Here is a 19,123-nt window from a genome sequence, read left to right on the forward strand (position 1 = left end):
CCGCCTGCGGGACGATTTTTTGCCTCCCTTTTTCAGTCAAAACGCTACACTTCGTGCAGGTGCTTTCAGACTAAAGGGATGCAATGTGTCTGCCTCACACACTCAACGTTTAAATGAAATTCGTCATCGTATTCTGACGCTGCTGCTCAATGAGCAGGGTCTCAGCGAGACACTACGGAATAAAGCCGGTCATCTCTCGCCTGAGCAGCAACGTGAAAATGTGATACATCGGGAAATTCTGCAACAAGACATCGACCAGCTCCATGCGGCTGACCTGGCCGACATCCTTGAAGCGTTGCCTGAAGAAGCCCGCCTGGCGCTCTGGAGCCTGGTGCCGCCGGAAAAACGCGGCCATGTGCTGGTTGAAGCGTCAGAAACCGTCTGGGACAGCCTGACCGACGAGATGAGCGACCGCGATATTCTCCAGGCTATCGCGCCGCTGGATATTGACGACCAGGCCTGGCTGGTGCGCTATCTGCCGCGCGGCCTCACCGGGCGCTTACTGACCTCCCTGGAGCCCAAATTACGGGCGCGTATTCTGAGCGTGATGAAGTTTGACCGCGATCGCGTGGGTCGGGTGATGGACTTCAATATCCTCACTGTACGCGAGGACGTCACGCTGGCGACCGTGCAACGGTTTTTACGCAAAGGCAAAAGCATGCCCGATGGCACGGACAAAATCTTCATTACCAATGAACAGAATCAGCTGCTCGGCGAACTGCTGTTGACGGATATCCTGCTGAATAAACCCAAAACCCTGGTGAGCGAGGTGATGAATCCCCATCCCACCACCTTTCAGCTGGACGATAAAGCCGAAGACGCCGCCAGTGCCTTTGAACGCTATAACCTGATTTCCGCAGCGGTGACGGACGCCCAGGGCAAGCTCATTGGCCGTATCACGATTGAAGATGTGGTCGACCTGGTAAACAAAGAAAATGAAAGCAACATCCGCAAAATGGGCGGGATCAGCCAGGAAGAGGATGTCTTTGCTCCGGTCCGTAAGTCGGTGCGAAATCGCTGGGCCTGGCTGGCCATCAACCTCTGCACAGCCTTTATCGCTTCCCGCGTGATTGGGCTGTTTGAGGGCACTATCTCACAGATTGTCGCGCTTGCGACTTTAATGCCGATTATCGCCGGCATCGGCGGCAATACCGGTAACCAGACCATTACCATGATTGTCCGCGCCCTGGCGCTGCATCAGGTTGAACCGGGCAACTTCTCGTTTCTGTTTAAGCGAGAAATTGGCGTCGCCCTGATTAACGGCCTGTTCTGGGGCGGGATTATGGGTGCCATCACCTGGCTCATGTACAGCAATATGGCACTGGGCGGCGTGATGATGCTGGCGATGGTGCTGAATCTTTTGCTGGCGGCCATCATGGGCGTGATGGTGCCGCTGGTAATGACCAAAATGAAACGCGATCCCGCCGTGGGCTCCAGCGTTCTGATTACGGCCATTACCGATACCGGTGGCTTTTTTATTTTCCTGGGCCTGGCGACGCTTTTCCTGTTGCCGCACTAGGGCTTAGTTTTTTGGTAACCGTAGCGCTGCACGGAACCCAACACGTTAAGCCGACGGGTTACCTGCGCCAGTTCGCAGGTGACCGCGGGTAGCTGGTAGTGATTGCGCTGCCCCAGCCACTCCAGCACGTCGGCTAAATGCCAGATAGCAGTTTTGCCATCATGCACCGGCAGTGGAAACTGTTTGCTGTGCGTCAGCATCAGTTTGCGCATATTTTGACGCGACACGCCAATAAGGTCAGCCACATCGGTTAAGCCGACAAAGTCCGGTGCCGCTTCGATCATGACCGCGCCAGGAATGGCAACCTGAACATCCCGGATCGCACTGTCGACCGCATCGCTGGCCGACATCGCCGGGCGGGTAAACTCCAGCGCCAGCTTGCCAGCGGTTCCCGCGCCCACCAGCGCATCATCGCACCCTGCCTCGGCCAGTTTTTCCAGTATTGTATCAATAGGTGCCGACGTTTCAGGCAGTTCAAACCGCAAGGTGAAACAGTATTCCGTCATGTTAATGCCCTCGCTTGCGTTTTTTTATCTCACTACAGTTATCTACGACGCGCCGCAATGCTTTTGCATGGTTCGTCGCGCTTTTTGGTGTGTGCCAGATACAGGTCAGACAAAATTCCCCACACCGGCATGTCTCAAGATTTGAGGGGCAATACAGCTTTCCCCATGCATGATGACCGGAGGCAATAACCCGCCATCCGTAAGATTCTGCGTAACGTAATGCTGCCTCAATCTCTTTATTCGGGTGCCGCTTTCTGTCCACCATGGCGCGTAGCATTCCTTATATTTTCATGGTTGTCAACTGACAACCATGCGGTATTTTTGTGATGTGCGGACAGGATGCGAGCAGTCGGACGGCAGGTAAAACGGGTTGTGTCTAAAATGGAAAAGGCCGCGCAAAAAATGCGAGGCTGCAATGCCAGACATAACCATCAGAAAACAACGGAGGAAATATGTTTAACCCTGATGACCTGGTTCAGTCGAAAACGGGCGGTCCTAAAATGGTCGTGCTGCGTGCAGAAGGCGACACGCTTTGGTGCGCGCGCGTAGATGATGCCAGCAAAAAGGAAATTGAAATTAAAGCAGACAGCGTGAATCTTTATCACGAAGATGGCGATTTCGGCGTCTGCTGACCGTTTCTGCCGGGACGCGCTAACCTGTGGGCCGTTAGCGCGTCAGGGCAGACAAGGGCAGGACGTCAATGCGCCCGACACCTCACCCTGGCCGGCAATCAGGGATGATCATGTTGCAGGTTGTTATGCCCTACACCGCCGATAAAAGGCAGGCGCAGCTGAAACGGCGCAAATCCGACGCCAGCACTCAGCCCTAACAGATTAAACTCAACGCCCTCTTGCACGCCGATCGTTACGCCCGCCACGCCAAGCAGGGACAATTGAACCCCGCGACCTGAAGGCGGTAAGCCAACCGGACGCCATAATGGCCGATAGTCTTTCCCCAGAGCGTTAGCAGGCAGATTCAGTTTCAGCCCGGGCCCATTGCGCCCAATGTGCGCCATAAAAGTATTACTGTTCGGTCCGGGCCAGGCATGATAGGTCGTGGGCCAGGGATAGGTTTTGATGGCGGCTTCAATCTGCGGAATCAGGTTCTGCGCTTCAGGGCCACGGTGCTCCACCAGCAAACGCGGTTTTGCACCGTACCAGTAACCATCTGGCAAAGAGGCATTGCGCCTTACCTTATCGCCACTGCCCCAACTGATGACTTCATAACGCGTATAGCGGGTTTCACCTGCGCGTTTAAAAATAATCCACGGATGCACCGCAACGGCACCCTTCCAGCCATAGGTCGGTGCGGCATAAACCTGAATGATGGCCTGACTGGCGTTAACATGCGGATCGGGAGCGAGCCCTGCCGAATCCCGCCGGGCAGTTGCCCAGCCGCCCTGATTCAGGGCATCAGCGCCGCGCGTCGCCTGCGCCAGACTGGCCGCGAGCGACAGCACAATGACGGTAAGAAAGCAGAGACAAAAAATTTTCAGGGTCAGCATGAGGATTCCCGGGGATCAGAGACAGGCTGTTATAGTGCAATAAAGCACCGGCTTTGACTTCACTTCGCCTGCGGCGGCATGACACGTTAGCTGCCCCTGGCACGGTAATGTGAATACAGTTGCTCAAAGAAGGCTGCGGTGCGTAGCATCATGAGCATCGCCCCCAGCGGCAGGCTATACAGACTGAACCAGCCTGAAACGCCCATCCTGTAAAGGAGCTGGCCGGTATCGTATCCCAGAATAAAGCAGGGATACGCTCGGCTCTCATTCAGCGGACAACCGGCCACACTGGCAACCTGCCCTGCCGTAAGCGCGATGATCAGCGGCGAGCATCCCATTAACGCATAAATCAGCATTTCTGCGCTGAAACGCATGGCAAGGTGACGCAAAGGTTTTTGCACAGTTTTCCTCCCCCCGGTTACGCCAGTGCGCTAAGGGGACTGACCGCTAGCCTGATCCGCAATGCGATGCAACCAGTCCCGGTAGCGCGGTTGTGCTTCTGGCAAAAGCTGTTTACCGAGCGCGTCAGTCTCCCCCTCGACACCGAACATTTTCCATATCAGCGGCGCAAGCGCGGCTGTTGCACTGCCCTGATTTAATTAGGTTCGATCAAGACGTACCAATAATCGATAGCCTGTTCGCGAGCGTAGCGGCTTCAACATGAGTGTAGCGCGCAAAAAAAAGCAGGTGTTAAATTATCACCCACCGTTTTAAGCCACTAATAAACAGAGTTATTTTTTATTCCGCCCTCGCTATTTGGCGTGTTCATCCCACCGTGAGATAGTAAAAATTTAGATCGTTCACTATTTAGTTGTTTACAAGGTGATAATTCGCTGGCATTGTAGCCAAAATAAATAGCACACTACTTAATAGCAAACACAAGGAAACCCCAATGAAAGTGAAACTCACCGCAGGTGCTTTACTGTTAGCCAGCCAGATGACATCAGCATGGGCCAGCCCGGCCGAAAACGCACCGGAGCCCACCGTTGGCGTGGCGGCATTTCTTCACGCGCTTAACAGTAGCGGCGGAAAACCGATTGAAACCTTATCCCCTAAAGAAGCCCGCGCGGTGCTTACAGGGGCGCAGAAAGGCGCCACGCTGCCGCCTGCACAGATTTCTGAAAAGACCATTACGGCACTGGGTAAACCGCTGACGCTCACAATAGTCAAACCAGCCCATACCGCTGGCGTACTGCCTGTGTTTATGTTTTTCCACGGCGGTGGCTGGGTGCTGGGTGATTTTCCGACACATGAACGTCTGGTACGCGATCTCGTGAATGAATCCGGTGCTGCGGCCGTGTTTGTAAACTACACGCCTTCGCCGGAAGCGCACTATCCGGTCGCCATTACCCAGGCTTACGAGGCAACAAAATGGGTAGCCGAACACGGCGCTGAAATTGGGGTGGACGGTAAGCGCCTGGCTCTGGTGGGGAACAGCGTAGGCGGAAATATGGTTGCCGCCGTTGCGCTGCAGGCTAAGCAGAATAAAACCCCGGCTATTCGCTACGATGTAATGCTGTGGCCTGTCACCGATGCAAACTTTGACGATGCTTCTTATAAGCAGTTTGCCAATGGCTACTTCCTGACCCGTAACATGATGAAGTGGTTCTGGGACAACTACACCACCTCAGAAAAAGATCGAAACAGCATTCTGGCCTCGCCGCTGCGCGCAACCAAAGAAGAACTGGCGGGTTTACCGCCGACGCTGATTCAGACCGCCGAACTGGATGTCCTGCGCGACGAAGGGGAAGCGTTTGGCCGTAAACTGGACGCGGCCGGCGTGCCGGTAACCGTTACCCGCTACAACGGCATGATCCACGACTTTGGTTTGCTGAATGCCCTGAGTAAAGAGCCAACGGTACGCACAGCGATAAGCCAGGCGTCCGTGGAGCTGAAGGAACATCTTAAGTAAGCATTGCCCGACCGGGGAGGTGCGTCTTCTTCTCCCCGGCAGAAATACTGTTAATAAAATCAGCCGGATAACGTCGGCTGATTTTTTTGTCTTATATGTCGACCTGGCGTGCCGCGTTACCCTTTTCGCATCAGCAGAGGCTGTGCCTTATGGGTTTCGACAGGGTCTCGCAAGACAGCCGAAGGACGGAGAATAAAAAAGCCCGCAATCATACGGGCTTCGTGCTTGATATAACCGACTGTCGGGCTATGCCGGAAGCGGGATTATTCCCACTCGATCGTGTACTAATATCGTAACTAATTGATAATTATAAAGTAAGATGATTTCTATTTACTACATACCGTCTGCCATACCGACACCGGAGTAAAGTGACTATTTATTAGACTGTTTATCGGGTGGGTCGAGACGTGAATTGCGTACCGCATCGTAAGCCCTTTCACAGGTCATGGCAATACGGCCTCGCCTGTCAGCCTCTTCCGCCAGTTCTCCCGCTGTTGCGTCAATTTCTTGGTACAGGTTGGCAAGCAGATCGGCGGAGACTGGCCTAACCTTGCCGCCGCTGGCAGTTCCGGTATCGCCGCCACGTCGCTGCTGTAGCTGGGTGATGGCTTCGACGATGCCGAGTTGCAACCTGTCAGCAGAACGCTGAGCAGCAATACGATCGGCATTAGCTTTGCGGTTCTCTTCATCGGCTTCTCTCTGTAATTTATCAATGGCAGCCTGCCGGGCCAGTTCTGTGCGTCGTTGTTCCTGAGTGAAAACCAGCCGTGATTCTGCATCTGCTTTGTCACGCTTATCCCATTTATCCTGCCAGGTCTGATTGGCATCAGCCCGCCCCGAAGAATAGCCGATGTGATGGACCAGCCACAAACCGCCAGCCACCAGAAAGAAGGCCGCCAGGGGTTTCCAGTAGGCTTTGAGGAAGGCGGGTATCATGCGGCCGCCTTGCCGATTGCTATCGCATCGGAAGCAGTTGACCCACTATACAGAGCAGCTTCAGCAGCCCGGCGACGGATCAGACCTTTCATTGGTTTGCCGGCCGCATTGCACCAGTATTTGAACTGGCGTGCAGCACCGTCGAAGTCGCGTGCATTAGTGAGGCGAAGGAGGCTGGACGGATTACCGTTTTTAAGGACCAGCAATCCATCTTTGACGCCCTTCTTACCTGGGCCAACGTTGAAGCAAAAAGAGACCAGCGCATCGAACTGGTTCTGATTAACGGTAGTGGTAAGAGCATTAGAGACAAGTGATTCAAAATATGCCAGGTCAGTGCGCAACACTGATTCAGCCTGCGCCTGATTCCATACGGTGCCTGGTCGAACATCATTTCCTGTGTGTCCATAGCCGATTGTCCATGGTGCGCCACCTGTCGCCGGATCTGGATAGGCTTTCGTTTCGAGCCCCTCAAAAGCTTTGACCAAAGCAATGCCGTTATCGGAAGTTTTCACGTTTTTTTCCCCGGTTAGCGATAGTGAAAAGCTGCATGACGTTGCCGCGAGTTTTCAGCAGCGCGCCACACAGCAGAACTTTGATGAGGAGGTCGGCCCAGTCAGTGCTGACGTGGTAGCCGTAGGCGACACGAATAGGAACGGAAGCGCAGATAACGATGATGGCGTAAGCCAGCCAGCCACCTGCAGGCTTATGCGTTGAACGCTCACGGCGGAACGTCATCAGCCTGAGGGCAATCACTCCGCACAGGATTGCGTTTATTGCCTGGAGCAATTCATAACTTGTCATCATCAGAGCCTCTCTTTAAGGCTGCCTGAGGATCACCCGACCGCTTATAGAGATGCATCAAAAGTCTTACTGCCACTACTGACATAATCAGGGCGGCACCTGCATAAGCTGACTTAATCTCTATCGAATCAGGCGATACGGACGCCCATTTAGAAATGATTGCGATAATGAGAGAAGCAGCTGGGCGAGAAACGATTACGCCTGCGATGAAGCTGACGAGGGCAAGAATTAGCCGCTTCTTGATCGGGTACTCCTGGGCAGCGGTGACAAAAATAACCGAGCCAGAAAACGCGCCGAGCACAACTTCAGGCGGGACACCATTAAAAAAAGCCAGCCACGCCGATCCACTCAACCCGATTGTCACCGAGGTTGTGCCGGTCACGGACAAAGGATCAGTCATGGAAACCACCTGCATAGTGCATAGCACACCTCCACTGTAGTTAATGGCGATACTATACACAATAATGCATACGTGGGTTATTGGTAATTTAGGAATCGGCTTAGAGCATGGCTATGCACGCGAAGGCTATCAGGCTGGTTATAGTTGCCACTTCGAAAAGAGCCACATCAGTGGCTCACAGAATCAATCTTGCTTATTAGCTTTCTTGAAAATTTGTGCATAGGTTTTTCTATAAGCACATGGCAAATATATGCCACTGAAATGCAAATGGTGACAACATAAAAAAGCTTAGAAAATCCACTTAAGTTTTTATACAAAGGTATATAGTCCGCATACCAACCAAGGGCATATACCACAACTATATGTGTCATATAAATTGAATATGAAATATCACCTAAAAATAAAAGTTTTTTATTCACAGCAATTATGTTAAATTTTTCATATAAAATAACTGCCGGAATAATGATTACAGCCCAAATACCGAAATTTAAAGGGCCATGACCGAAAGACCACCAAGAAAACCAGAACGTGAGAAATATACCCGTGCAGAACCAGAGATAAAAAGAAGATATTTTATGCATGCAACCTATTTCAATAGAATTTGTTTTCATATACAACTCACACAATATCATACCGAAAACAAACTCAGTCATCATAGGCGATGACAGTATGTAGAAAAACCCAGCACCAGAGAACTGACTTTCTAAATTAATAGTTTTATGTGCATCAAAATTAATACCATCACCAAAATGTGTATTTAAATACAGGTATAAAAGAATTATAATCGATGAACATATTAATGTTCTGTATTTGTGAGAAACTGCCATTGAAACGACAAATACGCTATAGAAAACCACCTCATATGTAATTGTCCATGCTGGCACATAAACATTATAACCGAAGTAAGGAGCCTCTTGTGAGTAATCTAAATGATAAGGTATTAATGACTTTATAATTTGCTCTGCACTAAACTCCTGAGGAGTCACAAATGTAAATAAAATAACGCTTAGAATTAGAAGTGGATATATTCTAAAAAACCTTCTTATAATAAATTTAGCGATATCATTTCCCTCTATCTTCTTTGTAGAGTAAACAATTATAAATCCACTGATAATAAAGAATATATCTACACCCGAAACGCCTGGGCCAAAAAGTATCTCACCGAGATTCTTTTGAGAATAAACCCCATTTATATAGTCCCTGAAATGAAAAAGCACAACGAATAAAGCTGCCAGTCCTCTTGCATAACCAATTGTATAAATCATTAAAAAAGCCCAGTTATTTCAACTGGGCCAATATTACATTAGAACATCTTTACAGTAAAGATCACTTTAATTGATGGGGGTTTTTACAAAGTCACCATTATCGTTTATGGTTACATCCCACTTCTGACTGCTTGGGCTCCGTATCTGAAAGCCTGAATTGACATAAATCTTAGCAAACTCCTGGCCTGCCTTCCCCAGAGTCATTTTATTATCAATTGATGGATATAAGTTATTCAGTAACATACCAACAGATGTGTCATACCATATTTTAGCATCTGGCCTTTTCTCCATTGAACCGCCAAAGTTAATGAATGATGAATTTGTTGCATAACCAAACGTGCTGGGGGAACTCTCATTCATGAAAATGGCTACTGGATTACTGCCTGTCATATCAGAGTTAACGAACATTTCTGCATCTCTGAAATACCTGATCGAGCCTACCTGCACTGTTTGATTGGATGAGTTACCAGAAACATATAGAGTAACACCTTTAAATTGTGACATAGATCCGCCGAATCCTACGCCCGGATTACCCGTCATATTAATTACTGGTGTTGTTACATTAAAGTTAGGGATTTCGTAATGTATGTCACAATCTACAAACCTTTGGAAAACTCCATTTACGTGAAAGTCGGTTATATAATCATTACCAACCCTGTTATAAATTTCACAACCTTCCATGCTCAGCGCTTTCGTTTTTGAATCAGTTGGGGTAGCAATCGACCCTATGATTTTAACACCCTTAAGATAGGTATTTCTGTTCGTATTATGAAGGGCGTTCCCTCCAGAAAGAGCATGGAGTATACCGCCGTTCACCCTGATGTCGCTGATATCCTTGTCTGGTCCGTATATCTGCATCCCAGCAAGCCCACCATTAGTGAACTTCGAATTGTTGAAGGTAAGCCGACCAATAGCACCAGCCTCACTTTCGATATCTATAGCAGCCTGTGGCGATGAAAAATGACTTCCGATACCGGATGCTGTTTTACCCGCACTATAACCAATGCAGTCATTAAAAGTATCATCATGACCACCCGTGTATGACCATGTATTTCTGCCAGCATTTTTTGCTATAACACGATTAAAAGTTGATGACTTGTAATCAGAAAGCGGACTTATTGCGCCACTGTCTACACCGTTGTTAATGTAGATACAATCAACCGGAGAACTGTCAGAGATAAGATCATCTATCTGAATACCGCTACATTCGTTGACCCATAAATTATATGAAGGCGCCTGATAACCGTCATCACCATATTTTCCACCCCATACAGCACCCGGTATGTTGCCATCAATATTTCCTCTTATGACCTTAAGACGAGTAGCTTTGTAAAACTTAATGATGAATCCATGTCCTGCCTGGTAATCCGGCTGGTAAAAAGGCAATGCAGAGGGATTGTAAACATTCCCTGTCACAGGATCGAAGCTACCCTGCCTCATCCCACTGTTAATTTTTAATGTCCAGCCTGACATATCCAGTGTTATATCATTGTCAGTTCTGTGAACCGAGAACCAGCCACGGTCTGATTCATCACCCCACGGTCGTGAGAAGTAGGATGGCCGGTAAGAGAAACCTTTGCCGGTTGCTCCAGCTAACTCCTGTGAACCAACCAGGCTAACGCCTTTGGGAAATATCACATAAAGCGGCGTCGTGGCATTTGATATGGCCTGACCAAGTTTCCACAGCGCATCGGCATTATCGGTGCCATCGGTTTTCACACCAAAGTCAACTGCGTAGATGATGCGAACATTGAGCTTATCCAGTGCCTTTTTAACACTTTCAATAACACCAGATGACGGATTCGTGTAGCCCGAAAGCTTTGCGCCATCTGGTTTAGCCAGTTCAATCATGACGTCTGAAGCAGAACCGGACGGTGGCAAAACAACTATGGGATCGCCCTGGCTGTTAAATGCTGGAATTTTATTAGCCCGGATATCTGCCGCCGGCAATGACGGTATCGGCTCAGGGGTACGCAACGTCCTGTTGAAGTTTGAACCAGCCAGGTTATCAACATAATTTTTTGTCGCTGCATCCTGAGGGCTGACGGGATCCCTGAGGTTTTTTATAAAATTTCCCAGTGCATCATAATAATTAGCAATCCAGGATGGCTTTTTTAAAGCAAGCCCGAATACTGAGAATGCACGCTGCACAAGCATAGTAAGGTAGTCAAAGGCATCTTCATGCGTTTCTGCGAAGAATCTCCCCTGATTTCTGAGGTCTGTTTCCTGAATGGCTGGCAGGTCACGATCCAGTGAAATTTTCCATCCCTGTGCCAGTGGAGATTTAAGAATAACACTGCCTCCACTGACCTGGCCTACGCCGCTGATGTCATAGTCCGTTCCTAACGTGAGGACCGAAAGAACACCATCAGAATCAGAGACGGTAACAACCATGTGACTGCTTTTCAGGATTCGAAATCGGTAAGGGAAAGTCGTTGTCGTTCCGTTTCCGTCGTACTGTTCGTGATTGACTACTGTAGATACGGTCATTTGTGCGTGCTCCGGGCGTTGAAATATCAATCAAGTCTACCGCATTCGATGCATATATGGATAATAGGTAATAGTCGTTTAAAACTTAATTGATGAAATTTATTGACCAGAGCGACGTCCAAAAACTTGCGCTAAACACTGTGTAAATATACAGTGTTATTAGGAGGGCGATTATTATGAAAATTGATGCAGACTATCATTACCCTGGAAACGATGCGTATACAGAAAAACTCTATAGTGATGAGGGAATTAAGAAGCTTACTGAAGACTCAAAAATAATCAGGCTTCTTGAAGAGTTAGAAAGGAACGGGAAAAACGTGCGAGGTGCCAGGGATGAGGTAAACGCTTTACTCAACTATGTTTCGTCATCCAAAAAGATTAAGTCAGATATGGTAACGCATCTGGAGTATCTCCTTAAATGCGCCAAAAGCAGTTAGCATTGTTACCAGGAAGATGTCTTTCGCCCCCTACGTTATCGTTATGGTAATAATAAGCCCGCTTTCGCGGGCTATGATTAACGGGTGATCCATAATGCCAGAAAAGCCATAGCAGCACAGATAACGCCAGCGCCTACCCCACCAATAATTTTCTTTTTCAGAAGGTTGATGACCACGATCCACACTACGATTGCGTAGGCAGTTACAAGCAAAAACCAACCTACTATTGTCATAAGCTTGATTAAAATTTCCATCATTGCCCCACGGCTTTTTCCAAGTCAGGCGCGCGACGAGGTGCTGTATCGCCAGGGTTCCACCAACTGGTTACATCAAACTGGCTTTGTGCTCTGTCTCTCACGCGGTCGTTATAGCCGGGATTGGCCATTTCCTGGAGTTGTTGCAGTATCAAATGATTCGTCACAGCCTTTGTGTACCACAGGTTTGCAAACGGTGTAATCATCCTGGCGGTTTTAATTGCATCGGCACCGAACGTCGTATCTTCACCCTGCAGCGCTTTTTGCGGGTTGGTGATAAGCAGTTTCATCAATGACTCCGCCAGACCAAGGCTAGGGCCGCCCAGAGTGGCGGCGATACTGGAACCGTATTGTGTATGGTCCTGAAAGAGGAAGTCGCCATAGATACCAAAGCCGCCACCTTTCAGCGTGGCCCCCACCCATGCGCCTGGCTTTGTCATATCGATAGGGTCATTGCCTGACAACAGCGCATTCATCTGGTTTGCAAACATGCCCGTCAGCGTTGTACCGCCGATATAAGCTGCCAGAAATTTAAGTGCCGGTACCCGCTCCAGATCCTGAGCACGCGTAACCATCTGCCGGAAACCCGCAAATGGCGTGGTTTTGAACAGCATAAAGCTTTTCAGCAGCTCCCCCCCCTGATCCCGGGCGTAGGTGTCTATGCCTGTAGCCGTGGTGATGGCCTGTGTCATTTCCCCATGGGTTATGCCCAGTAGTTTTTGAGCCGCTTCAGCACGCGCGTTACGCACCATACGCGTTACGGTTTGCTCAACCTCGGCGTCATATGCCTGGCGCAGGTTTTTGGCACGCGAATCTGTCATAGCCCCCAGGCTGGCCAGTGCCTCATCCGCACCGGCGCGCACGCGCTCGATTTGCGGTGCCAGTATTTCCATAATCCTGGTATCCGGCACGGCATAGATTGCATCAGGGGTCATCCCCATGTGTCCGCCTGTGGTCATTGGCCGTAAATCTGCCGCTGCCATGATAGACCAGTCCTGCGCGCTCCAGCCTTTTTGCGACAGTAGAGCCTTGTCACTTCCTTTTAGGTCATCGATTGTGGCAAACCGGCGTGTCAGCTCACCGATGTTTTTATACATCAGCAGGCCGAATGCCGCCTTGTTTGCCCGGTCCATGGCAATCAGTCCGGACCATTTCAGCGTCTTCTCAGCGAACCAGCCTGTAATACCGCGCGTAAGGTCAAATCCGCCCATTTTCGATATCACAGCAGAATGAGCGTCAACCATCAGACCTATCTCGGCGTTGGCGCGTTTGGCGTCGCCGCTGAACAGGTTTCGTAAAGTAGTAGCCGACAGGCGCATACCGTTGCGATCAAAACCCAAAGCCTGTGCGGCCGCCCGCATAACTGCCTGATCTGATGTGGCAGTTATTACGCTTGAACCGAGCATGGCTGAGGTCATCAGATTACGGAGTCCACCCACCACCGATGAGAAAACGCTGGTGCTGTTGACGCCATTCTGCCCCGCCATTGAGTCAAACATACGCTGGACCAGCTCGCGCTCTTTATTCATTTTCTCAACCGGTCGGGCGGCGCCGTCAATGCTCACTGATTTCTGGTAGACGCGATCCGCAATCAGCCGGAAGTTAGTGGCCGCATCGGGGCCAAAAGCTTTAACCACGCCCAGGTCGCGGGAGGCGGATTGCAGGTGGCCCATCATCACACCGACAACAGGTTGCTGCGTGTATTTTTCCATGTAATTAAAATGGCTGTCGGCATCTTTGAACGCCAGCACGCGGCTTTGTGAGCCGCGATTTTTAATGCCGCCAGTGCCCGCAAACGCGCCGGGCTCCATCTTCTGCGCGCCGTCAGTGGCCTTACTCTCGAAGATGTACTCCAGCGCCTCACGGTATTCCACATCGTTCATTGGCGTGCCGTCAGGGTTAACAAACTGTGTTCTGTCCTGGGTGTTAAAGATATCGTCTACCCACTTACGACGCGCCCACTCGCCAGGTGGCATCCTGCCAGCAACACGAGCCTGTAGCCTTTCGGCGGGCGGAAGGGTGTTCAGCCACTCTTCCCGCCCCGCAGCACGGATCATATCGGCATCATCGACGTAAGGAAGGTGCCAGTCATCACGCAAACCAATATCAAATCCGTTATCGTTCATCTCCTGCCGGGCGCGCGTAGTGATATCGCCCCAAATTTTCGCAACTTTCTTAGCCGCGGCGTTGCCCGTGTCCTCGCCGTAGATTTCTTTCAGCAACTGCAACTGATAGGACTTTCCCATACGGGGATCGAATACATTAAAGAATTTCTGCACATCGTCACCGGCCGCCGTGATCTCAGCAGTAAGCTGGCGCGTCCAGTCCTGATAAGCGCCTGTTGCCAGTTCTTCGGCTGAGACAACATCAATCTCTTTACCATCAGAAACTTTGCGGCCAGCGAAGATAAACTGCGAAAGACTTTGCGGTGTCTGTTCTGCCAGCGGCACGTTGCGGTTAAGCGTCTCGGTCACATTGTTAATGGCTATGGCGTTCTGTGCCAGGCGCTGGCGCTTTTTGAAAACGTCATGCACTACGCGGCGGGCTACAAGATCTGCAGCTTGTTTGTATGTCTCAGCGTCAGGGATACCGCCTTTACCATTTTTAGCATTGGTGCGGGATACCTGCCGCACCGCTTCCTTGATCCGGTCCTCGATGTTTTTAAGTTCATCTGCTTTGGGCTGGCGGCCCAGCGTCTGGGTGATAGCATCAACACAGGCTTGTTTCATTATGAGTTCCTCAGGAAGCAGGTAGCGGCCACGCTGTATACGTTCGATTCTTTCTGCACAGTAGCGAGTTGATTATCCAGGTCGGCCAGTGCCTGCGCCAGACTTACATTCTCCCCTGTATCAGGGTGACTCACGGTTATTTCATCGTTCAGTCGTGACATGTCACGAGCCATCATCAGGTCAAAGCTGTTGGATGAAAGGGTTTCACCAGAATCCGGATCAATACTCACCTGCTCCGGCGATACAGTTTCTGCCTGGCGGCCAGAAGTGAAAGCGCTGTCATCCCTCACCTGTGGTGCCGGATTATCCTGTGGTGCACGGGTCGTCTCGGGGATACCGTTATCGCGGTAGATTTCTGCCATGGTGGCGCGCTGCGCCTCGCCTGCGCTGATAGCGTCAGGATGGGGGACACCGGCAAGAGAGCGGACCTGCTCTGATACGTTAACAGGCTCCCCAGACATCAGCTGGCGCGATGCCTGATCCATAGCTGCTACATGACTGTTCAGGCTTGCGTTATCTGCATGCACTACAGGAGAAGATTCAAGATCGTAATAAAGCCCCTCATTCATCACATGGGCGGCATCTACATCACTTGGTTTAATCCCCGCTTCCGGTACCAGACCGCGCATGCTTTCTGGAACCAGCCCCTGCTCTATACGTGAAAGATCTGAGCGGGCATCGTAGAACCTGCCACCCGGACTGCTGTCGGCCAGAGTTGCGCCGCGCTGATCAATCTGCTCTTTAAGCAGACCTATGCGCATATCCAGTTCATTCACCTGAGCGGTACGCTGTGCGCGGGCCTGCGCCAGTGCTTTGCCGCTGCCTGATAATGGCGTGTCCTTTATCTGCTGCAACTGCGCAGTCGCCTGGTCATGCTGGTATTGCAGGTCATAAACCTGCTGCGAAAGCGCCTTACGGTCACCACGACTGAGCACCTGATCAGACAGTTGCTGTAGCTCTGCCATGCGTGACTCGTAGGTAACTTCTGGCTGAGCGGGCACCGTGTCGGCAACGGGCGGCGCGTCGTTAGCCGATGTTGTAGAGGATTCGGTATTGATCGTGTCTGGCGATGTTGACTGCGTATCAGCCAGTGCAGTATCCGCGCGCTGTGCCGTGAGGTGATGTACGCCGCCAAACGTTGCGCCCAGCACACCATCCACCAGCATGGCCTGCTTATCCCATACACGATATTGCTTAGCCAGTTCATCATAGCCATTGGCTTCCAGCGTCTCACCCAGGGCAAAGCGGTTAGCCGCTCCAAAGCTCGTATTTATAGCCACACCGGAAAGTAATCTTGTCGCCAGTCTGGCACCCACCCCGGCGGGTAGCGCCATTCCAAGCGCGTCTGCGCTGGCCTGTTCAAGCGCCAGAGCTCCGGCCGTATCTTCATTGACCCCTTTGGCCAGAAAATCCTGCCTTGTGGATTCCAGGCTGCTGCCGAACGCAACTGCGCCACCCGCTACCGGACCGGCCGCAGCAGTTGCAGCGATGGCTGGAGCGAAGCGGCCCAGACCTTCAAGGATATCAGCCGCGATACCCTGGCTGTTTGGCGCTGGTTTGACGGCCTCACGCGCATCATTGAGCGATTTCTGAATCTCGGTAAAGTTCTTGTCTACCACCTCATCCAAATCTGGCACGATACCGCGCAGACTGCTGTAGGTAGGGGAAAGCTTTGCGGCTTCAACACCGGTCTGTAACAGTCCGACAGATCCCTCTGCTGCACCACGGAAAAGCGCGGAGCCACTGCCCGCATACCACCGTGGATCATAATCGTCAGGCTGTGCTGGCTTTGCCGCTGCCTGATTATCTGCCCACGCCTGCCCCTCTGGGGCCAGTGAAAATAAGTCAGACATTACTGGATCCTCACTGTTACAGGCGCGCCGGTGCGTGGGTCTGTCGCCCAACGACCGCTGCCGGTCACCAGCCGGTACTGACTGTCACCGACGTTAACCGGAATAAAATTGTTCTGCCCAGCCGGATTGAGTCCGGCGGCCTTTAATGCTTCTCCGGCCGCTGCTGTGTATTTATCCTTAAACGTCGATTTATCCATGCCGAAGGGCATCACCACATCACCACCGTTGAAGCCTTTGAGCACCCCGCCGGTTGCCATCTGCACGGCCTTTTCAGCAATGTCGCTGTCAACGTTTTTAGTGTTCACACCATCATTGTCACCATTGGTGTAAGCCAGACCAGCATAGGCAGATTTATAGATAGACCATGCCATCTGTCGCGCCTGCGGGTTGTGTGAGAATGATGATCCGACAGCATCATCAAAGGTCTGTTTCAGCTTGTCATCCGACGGCAGCTTGACCGGGCTGATGCCAGCCTCTTTCTGTGCCTTGGTTGGGTTGATCAACTGATCGCCCTGGAGGATAGTTTTAGCCACGTCATACTTATTCATCGTTGGCTTGTAAGGCACAAACTGGCTGTATGGGATGACAGGCGAGCGGTTGTCATACTGATTATCAGGCGTGCCCAGGATTAGCGCTGAATAGGCTGTTGCTGCACTGTCAGGCGCTATAGCTGAGGCGACTTTTCGCAGCGCGTCAGGTTGCAGATTGCGGCCAAAGCTCTGTAACAGCGAGATCGACTGGTTGACATCAGTAGTTCCCCGCACCTGATTGCTGACGTTTGCCGCCTCTTCCCGTGAAAGGATTGGGGCATTAATGCCGATCTGCTGTAACTGACCTGATGCCGCTGCGCGGTTTTTCACTTCTGCGGTAATGTCCGCCGGACTGCTTCCGGCTATCGGTTTGTATGCCCCGATGTCCATAGCGGCCTGATAAGGGTTCGATTCGCGCATTGAAATGACCTGCTTAGCCGCGGCGGCTACGTGATCATAAGCGCCAGAACGGCTTGCAAAACCTTCACCGTTACCTAATTCGGTTTTAAGCCCGGCAACATACTGCTGAATGCTGGCTGTCGGCATGGTACGGAAAGAGCCAATATACTGGCCGGCAACGCGGTCATTCTGCAGATCGTTGAATCGCTGCGTGCCCTCGCGGTAACCCCAGGCGGCGATAAGCTGCTGCTGTGATGGTGGATTGCTGAACTCAACCCCTTTCATGTAGGCGGCTTTTGCATCGGAAAGCTGATCGGTAAGCTGCGCCTTAAGCTGCGTCTGTGCCTGCCCCTGCATTGATTTTGCCTGGCGAAGATACGCGGCCTGAGCCTCGGGCGAAGCAGCATCAAAGGCAGCGTTTCCGGTGTAGCGCTTTGGTGTATCCAGTACCGTCAGCCCAAGAGCAGCACGGATACCGGTATCAAGCTGGTCGGCGCTGTATGGCACGCTCCCGTTTTCATGTTTGACGATGCCAGTTGCCAGGCTCTTGAGTACGTTGATATCTGTCAGGTTTAACTGGTCATCAGCCTTTACGCCTAACTGGCTGCACAGCGCTTTCACATAAGCCGCTGTGTTGTTGCCGTCGCTGGCCGGAGCCCATCGGTTTACGATCTCGTTGACAGTATCGTATCCCTGACTGCCATACGACATGAGGTTTTTACCCAGCGCGCGGATACCGTGTTCAGGGGTAACAAATTTTGCAAAGCGGCCGTCACTTCCGGTCTGCCCGTCCCAGGTGTTTTTACCGGCTTCAATGTTGCCAGGGTTATTGTTACGCAGCCCCCGCGCATCACCGGTTGAACCGGAAACGCGGACCGCGCCGGCATAATCACCCGGCTCACCGTTCCGGCTGATGAAGTCCATGTAGTTCTGAGTCGACGCGGCGGACAGCGCACCATCAGCAGACTGCTCTTTCAGTTTATTTTTGGCGCTGGCACGCTCTTCATCACTCCAGCCATGAGCGTCAGCGAACTGGTCTATCGCTGTAAATCCCTGCTTCACGGTCGCAGTGAATGCCTGCGGGTCGTTGTACTGCCCCTGGGCGGTTGTCACTGTGGCCTGCTGCAACGCCTTAAACTGGCCTTCCTCGTACTCTTTAACCTGACCAATCTCATACGTGTTAGCCTGGCGCTTATACTGCATACCGGCCTGATTGATCTGCTGCATGAACTGCGGCCGCATGGATTCCGGCACCTGCTGCGCAAGTTCTTCAGCTTTGCCACGGATATTCGAAAGAACCATTTCTGACTGACCGACTGCGTTTTTACCCTGCTTCGTGTAAAGACCGTTGTCAGTGTTATTGAACTGGTCCTCAGCGAAAGACTGGAACTGAAGCAATGCATTCTGGCTCTGTGCAACATTCGCCTTGTGCTGTTCATCAGCAAGGATACCAGCAATCCGGTTGCCGGTTTCTGCCAGCCCGGCCCCGAAATTTTCAGGGCTGGTCTGGACGCTCACCTGTGGCGCTGGCAATCCCTGATCGCTGGTCTGCCTTGAATTATACGTAGGTACCGTTGGCATAGTTTCA

Annotated in this window: 18 protein-coding genes; 4 read left to right on the plus strand and 14 right to left on the minus strand. The window is 51.3% G+C overall.

Annotated features, from left to right (window positions below; all coding sequences use genetic code 11):
• Positions 1-85: 85 nt before the first annotated feature.
• Positions 86-1,519: a magnesium transporter gene (gene mgtE, locus G5574_RS07745; RefSeq protein ID WP_033740865.1), complete on the plus strand. Its 1,434-nt coding sequence runs from the start codon at positions 86-88 to the stop codon at positions 1,517-1,519.
• Here mgtE and G5574_RS07750 read toward each other — a convergent pair.
• Positions 1,516-2,025: a helix-turn-helix transcriptional regulator gene (locus G5574_RS07750; protein ID WP_039339950.1), complete on the minus strand. Its 510-nt coding sequence runs from the start codon at positions 2,023-2,025 to the stop codon at positions 1,516-1,518. The genes mgtE and G5574_RS07750 overlap by 4 nt on opposite strands.
• 1 nt (position 2,026) lies before the next feature.
• Positions 2,027-2,290, minus strand: a complete 264-nt coding sequence (locus tag G5574_RS23680) for a hypothetical protein (protein WP_133745432.1) — start codon at positions 2,288-2,290, stop codon at positions 2,027-2,029.
• A 187-nt stretch (positions 2,291-2,477) separates the two neighbouring features.
• Between G5574_RS23680 and G5574_RS07760 the strand changes: the two genes are divergently transcribed.
• A complete protein-coding gene (locus G5574_RS07760) occupies positions 2,478-2,657 on the plus strand; it encodes a YodC family protein (protein ID WP_033740871.1) in 180 nt (59 codons plus the stop codon).
• A 98-nt stretch (positions 2,658-2,755) separates the two neighbouring features.
• Here the strand turns inward: G5574_RS07760 and G5574_RS07765 are convergent, their stop codons facing one another.
• Positions 2,756-3,529, minus strand: coding sequence for a DUF3750 domain-containing protein (locus tag G5574_RS07765; protein ID WP_164482407.1), 774 nt, complete (start codon positions 3,527-3,529; stop codon positions 2,756-2,758).
• A gap of 86 nt (positions 3,530-3,615) precedes the next feature.
• The gene (locus G5574_RS07770; RefSeq protein WP_164482408.1) at positions 3,616-3,930 is read right to left on the minus strand and encodes a hypothetical protein; all 315 of its coding nucleotides are present in this window, start codon (positions 3,928-3,930) and stop codon (positions 3,616-3,618) included.
• Between the two features lie 491 nt (positions 3,931-4,421).
• Here G5574_RS07770 and G5574_RS07775 point away from each other — a divergent pair, with 491 nt between their 5' ends.
• Positions 4,422-5,441 carry an alpha/beta hydrolase gene (locus G5574_RS07775; protein WP_164482409.1) on the plus strand — a complete coding sequence of 340 codons (1,020 nt, stop codon included), beginning with the start codon at positions 4,422-4,424 and terminating at the stop codon, positions 5,439-5,441.
• A gap of 372 nt (positions 5,442-5,813) precedes the next feature.
• Here G5574_RS07775 and G5574_RS07780 read toward each other — a convergent pair whose 3' ends face one another.
• From G5574_RS07780 to G5574_RS07805, 6 genes are all read right to left on the minus strand, one after another.
• Positions 5,814-6,377 carry a DUF2514 domain-containing protein gene (locus tag G5574_RS07780; RefSeq protein ID WP_164482410.1) on the minus strand — a complete coding sequence of 188 codons (564 nt, stop codon included), beginning with the start codon at positions 6,375-6,377 and terminating at the stop codon, positions 5,814-5,816.
• Complete coding sequence (locus G5574_RS07785; protein ID WP_164482411.1) at positions 6,374-6,889, minus strand: lysozyme; 516 nt, start codon at positions 6,887-6,889, stop codon at positions 6,374-6,376. Before G5574_RS07785 ends, G5574_RS07780 begins: the two co-directional genes overlap by 4 nt.
• The gene (locus tag G5574_RS07790; protein WP_244964680.1) at positions 6,873-7,181 is read right to left on the minus strand and encodes a phage holin family protein; all 309 of its coding nucleotides are present in this window, start codon (positions 7,179-7,181) and stop codon (positions 6,873-6,875) included. Before G5574_RS07790 ends, G5574_RS07785 begins: the two co-directional genes overlap by 17 nt.
• Positions 7,165-7,578, minus strand: a complete 414-nt coding sequence (locus G5574_RS07795; protein WP_164482412.1) for a putative holin — start codon at positions 7,576-7,578, stop codon at positions 7,165-7,167. Before G5574_RS07795 ends, G5574_RS07790 begins: the two co-directional genes overlap by 17 nt.
• Positions 7,579-7,745: 167 nt before the next feature.
• Positions 7,746-8,843, minus strand: coding sequence for an acyltransferase family protein (locus G5574_RS07800; RefSeq protein WP_164482413.1), 1,098 nt, complete (start codon positions 8,841-8,843; stop codon positions 7,746-7,748).
• A 66-nt stretch (positions 8,844-8,909) separates the two neighbouring features.
• Positions 8,910-11,333 (minus strand): hypothetical protein, encoded by a 2,424-nt coding sequence (locus G5574_RS07805; RefSeq protein ID WP_164482414.1) that lies wholly within the window; start codon positions 11,331-11,333, stop codon positions 8,910-8,912.
• 176 nt (positions 11,334-11,509) lie between these two features.
• Between G5574_RS07805 and G5574_RS07810 the strand changes: the two genes are divergently transcribed.
• Complete coding sequence (locus tag G5574_RS07810) at positions 11,510-11,770, plus strand: hypothetical protein (RefSeq protein ID WP_164482415.1); 261 nt, start codon at positions 11,510-11,512, stop codon at positions 11,768-11,770.
• Between the two features lie 77 nt (positions 11,771-11,847).
• Here the strand turns inward: G5574_RS07810 and G5574_RS07815 are convergent, their stop codons facing one another.
• Genes G5574_RS07815 through G5574_RS07830 form a run of 4 tightly spaced genes read right to left on the minus strand, consistent with a single transcriptional unit; the run spans position 11,848 to position 19,116 of the window.
• Entirely contained in the window at positions 11,848-12,027 is a 180-nt protein-coding gene (locus G5574_RS07815) for a hypothetical protein (protein ID WP_164482416.1), read from the minus strand.
• On the minus strand, positions 12,024-14,753 hold the full coding sequence (locus G5574_RS07820) for a hypothetical protein (RefSeq protein WP_164482417.1): 2,730 nt from the start codon (positions 14,751-14,753) through the stop codon (positions 12,024-12,026). The genes G5574_RS07815 and G5574_RS07820 overlap by 4 nt, the downstream gene beginning before the upstream one ends.
• Positions 14,753-16,606, minus strand: a complete 1,854-nt coding sequence (locus tag G5574_RS07825; protein ID WP_164482418.1) for a hypothetical protein — start codon at positions 16,604-16,606, stop codon at positions 14,753-14,755. Before G5574_RS07825 ends, G5574_RS07820 begins: the two co-directional genes overlap by 1 nt.
• Positions 16,606-19,116 (minus strand): hypothetical protein, encoded by a 2,511-nt coding sequence (locus tag G5574_RS07830; RefSeq protein ID WP_164482419.1) that lies wholly within the window; start codon positions 19,114-19,116, stop codon positions 16,606-16,608. The genes G5574_RS07825 and G5574_RS07830 overlap by 1 nt, the downstream gene beginning before the upstream one ends.
• Between the last annotated feature and the right edge of the window lie 7 nt (positions 19,117-19,123).

It is taken from the genome of Pantoea stewartii, assembly GCF_011044475.1.
GTDB lineage: Bacteria > Pseudomonadota > Gammaproteobacteria > Enterobacterales > Enterobacteriaceae > Pantoea > Pantoea stewartii.

What these genes read in the sequence shown, in the direction of transcription:
- G5574_RS07750 (WP_039339950.1), bottom strand. Translation starts at nt 2,025, where the DNA reads ATGACGGAATACTGTTTCACCTTGCGGTTTGAACTGCCTGAAACGTCG.
- G5574_RS23680 (WP_133745432.1), bottom strand. Translation starts at nt 2,290, where the DNA reads ATGGTGGACAGAAAGCGGCACCCGAATAAAGAGATTGAGGCAGCATTA.
- G5574_RS07760 (WP_033740871.1), top strand. Translation starts at nt 2,478, where the DNA reads ATGTTTAACCCTGATGACCTGGTTCAGTCGAAAACGGGCGGTCCTAAA.
- G5574_RS07765 (WP_164482407.1), bottom strand. Translation starts at nt 3,529, where the DNA reads ATGCTGACCCTGAAAATTTTTTGTCTCTGCTTTCTTACCGTCATTGTG.
- G5574_RS07775 (WP_164482409.1), top strand. Translation starts at nt 4,422, where the DNA reads ATGAAAGTGAAACTCACCGCAGGTGCTTTACTGTTAGCCAGCCAGATG.
- G5574_RS07780 (WP_164482410.1), bottom strand. Translation starts at nt 6,377, where the DNA reads ATGATACCCGCCTTCCTCAAAGCCTACTGGAAACCCCTGGCGGCCTTC.
- G5574_RS07790 (WP_244964680.1), bottom strand. Translation starts at nt 7,181, where the DNA reads ATGATGACAAGTTATGAATTGCTCCAGGCAATAAACGCAATCCTGTGC.
- G5574_RS07795 (WP_164482412.1), bottom strand. Translation starts at nt 7,578, where the DNA reads ATGACTGATCCTTTGTCCGTGACCGGCACAACCTCGGTGACAATCGGG.
- G5574_RS07800 (WP_164482413.1), bottom strand. Translation starts at nt 8,843, where the DNA reads ATGATTTATACAATTGGTTATGCAAGAGGACTGGCAGCTTTATTCGTT.
- G5574_RS07805 (WP_164482414.1), bottom strand. Translation starts at nt 11,333, where the DNA reads ATGACCGTATCTACAGTAGTCAATCACGAACAGTACGACGGAAACGGA.
- G5574_RS07810 (WP_164482415.1), top strand. Translation starts at nt 11,510, where the DNA reads ATGAAAATTGATGCAGACTATCATTACCCTGGAAACGATGCGTATACA.
- G5574_RS07815 (WP_164482416.1), bottom strand. Translation starts at nt 12,027, where the DNA reads ATGATGGAAATTTTAATCAAGCTTATGACAATAGTAGGTTGGTTTTTG.
- G5574_RS07820 (WP_164482417.1), bottom strand. Translation starts at nt 14,753, where the DNA reads ATGAAACAAGCCTGTGTTGATGCTATCACCCAGACGCTGGGCCGCCAG.
- G5574_RS07825 (WP_164482418.1), bottom strand. Translation starts at nt 16,606, where the DNA reads ATGTCTGACTTATTTTCACTGGCCCCAGAGGGGCAGGCGTGGGCAGAT.
- G5574_RS07830 (WP_164482419.1), bottom strand. Translation starts at nt 19,116, where the DNA reads ATGCCAACGGTACCTACGTATAATTCAAGGCAGACCAGCGATCAGGGA.